A 2657-nucleotide genomic window follows, 5' to 3' on the forward strand; every position below is an offset into this window, starting at 1 on the left:
CCCCCCTCTACCGAAGACAATTCGAGTTGCCATGCTTATGTCGTTTTTTGTCGATACTTGTTCGATCGCTCAAAAACTGTCTAAGATCGAGCTACCTTCACTTCGTTTCAAGAGGATTTTATGGCAGTCAAGCAACAATTCACTAGCTTTGAAGATGCGATCGCCAATAGTGAGTTACCGATTTTAGTTGATTTTTACGCCACTTGGTGTGGCCCCTGCCAGATGATGGCCAAAATTTTGGAACAAGTCAATATCGAACTCAACGGCCAAGTCCGCATCATGAAGATCGACACCGATAAATATCCCCAAATTGCCTCGGAACATCAGATTCAAGCCTTACCTACTCTCGTGTTTTTTAAGGGTGGACAAGCAGTTGATCGCATTGAAGGTGTTTTACAAGCACCACAGTTGATCGATCGACTCGGCAAATTTTTATGATCGAGAGATCCTATTGCTAAGCGTAGATCGAGGGTACCCACGAGGGGCACCCCTACAGGTTAATTGTGTAGGGGTAGCCCTCTCTTGTCGTTTTTTTATGCGGGAGGTCCCCCGCATAAAAACGCCGCTTGTAGGTACCCTCAGATCTCTGCTTTTACGATCGACTATCAACTACTCAAGCCCAGATAATCCTGTAAGGCTTTGACCTGTAATGGTTGAGACTGGAGTGACTTAATTGCCGCTGCCGTCGCCTTAGCACCCGCGATCGTGGTGATGATGCCGATCTTGTATGCTAGTGCCGTGCGCCGAATCAATTTACCGTCTGCTTGCGCTTCCTCACCAGATGGGGTGTTGATAATCAGTTGAATTTGGCCGTTTTTGATAATGTCGATGACATGCGGGCGGCCTTCATGGAGTTTAAGGACGGACTCGACGACTAAGCCGTGCTCCTCCAACACTTTTTGAGTGCCAGAGGTGGCAATAATTTGGAAACCTAAGCCGATCAGATCCCGCACAATGGGCACGACGGCTAGTTTATCGCGATCGCTCATCGATACAAATACCTTCCCGCTCAACGGCAATTTCTGACTCGCTGCCAGTTCGGCTTTGGCATAAGCGCGACCGAAATCGACATCGATACCCATGACTTCGCCAGTCGATCGCATTTCGGGGCCTAAAATCGTATCGGTACCGGGAAACTTATCGAAGGGTAAGACGGCTTCCTTGACGGCGATATGGGTCGGAATCACTTCCTGGGTATAGTTCAAACCAGCGAGAGTTTCCCCAGACATAATCCGCGCTGCATAACCAGCTAAGGGCACGCCTGTGGTTTTAGCCACAAACGGCACCGTCCGCGACGCACGGGGATTGGCTTCGATGATGTAGACTCGTTCGCGTTGCGTCTGCGAAGCAGAATCGCCCTGTACGGCAAATTGGATATTCATCAACCCAATTACTTTGAGCGCGCGAGCCAGTTGCACCGTCCACTGCCGAATCGTCGCGACTGTCGCATCACTCAGGGAGACATACGGTAGCGAACAGGCCGAATCCCCAGAGTGAATCCCCGCTTGCTCGATATGCTCCATAATCCCGCCGATAACTACCATTCCCGATGCATCGGCGATCGCATCGACATCCACTTCGATCGCATTTTCCAGGAACTTATCGATCAAAATCGGGTGGTCTGGCTCCACCTGTACCGCGTAGATCATATACCGTTCCAGCTCGGTATCCGAGTAGACGATTTCCATCGCCCGTCCGCCCAAGACATAAGACGGACGCACTACCACGGGATAACCGATCCGATTGGCTACTACCAACGCATCGTCATAATCCCGCGCCATCCCATTCTCCGGCTGCTGAATATCCAACTGCCGCAACACCAGCTCGAACCGCTCCCGATCCTCCGCCATATCGATCGAATCGGGACTAGTACCCCAGATGCGGGATTGGGGGACGGGGGGACTGGGGGACTGAGCTTGCTGGTTTAAATATTCTTGGAGGGGTACTGCGAGTTTTAGGGGTGTTTGCCCACCGAATTGGATGATAATCCCCTCGGGCTGCTCGGCTTCGATAATATTCAGGACATCTTCTTTAGTCAATGGCTCGAAATACAACCGATCGCTCGTATCGTAATCGGTCGAAACCGTTTCGGGATTAGAATTGACCATGATCGTCTCAAACCCTTGCTTGCTGAGGGCATAGGACGCATGACAACAACAGTAGTCAAATTCGATCCCCTGCCCGATCCGATTTGGCCCGCCGCCGAGGAACATCACCTTCCGCCGCGTCGAGGGGATGACTTCGGTTTCTTCCTCATAAGTCGAGTAATAATACGGCGTTTCGGCAGCAAATTCGGCAGCACAGGTATCGACTAATTTATAAGCGGGTACGACACCCAGAGCTTTGCGATGAGTCCGCACCTCATCTTCATGAGTTTTAGTAGCATAAGCAATCTGCCGATCGCTAAATCCTTGGCGTTTGACATCCCACAATTGCGCCTTGGTAAGGTCGGCTAATTGTTGAGTTTTGAGGAAAGATTCGGTCGTTAAAATATCCTGAAATTTATCCAGGAACCACGGATCGACACCAGTCAGATCGTAGATATCTTCGATCGATAGCTTCAGTTGCATCGCATGACGGATGCTAAAGATCCGCTCTGGGGTGGGCGTGCGCAATTTCGATCGGACTTGCTCGATCGAGGGTAAATCATCATCGCG

At 50.7% G+C, this 2657-nt stretch carries 2 protein-coding genes; one reads left to right on the forward strand and one right to left on the reverse strand.

All coding sequences use genetic code 11. The annotated features are described in order from the left end of the window. Nucleotides 1-120: 120 nt before the first annotated feature. Nucleotides 121-438 carry a thioredoxin gene (gene trxA, locus RMO84_RS09580; protein ID WP_310488243.1) on the forward strand — a complete coding sequence of 106 codons (318 nt, stop codon included), beginning with the start codon at nucleotides 121-123 and terminating at the stop codon, nucleotides 436-438. Between the two features lie 167 nt (nucleotides 439-605). Here trxA and carB read toward each other — a convergent pair. Then, the coding region (carB, locus tag RMO84_RS09585) for a carbamoyl-phosphate synthase large subunit (protein WP_310488244.1) at nucleotides 606-2657 on the reverse strand (2052 nt) is incomplete at its 5' end.

Origin of the sequence: Chamaesiphon sp. VAR_69_metabat_338, from assembly GCF_031423935.1 — a bacterium.
Classification (GTDB): domain Bacteria; phylum Cyanobacteriota; class Cyanobacteriia; order Cyanobacteriales; family Chamaesiphonaceae; genus Chamaesiphon.

Bases quoted from the DNA above. Each gene is read 5' to 3' on its own strand.
- trxA (WP_310488243.1), top strand. From the start codon at position 121: ATGGCAGTCAAGCAACAATTCACTAGCTTTGAAGATGCGATCGCCAAT.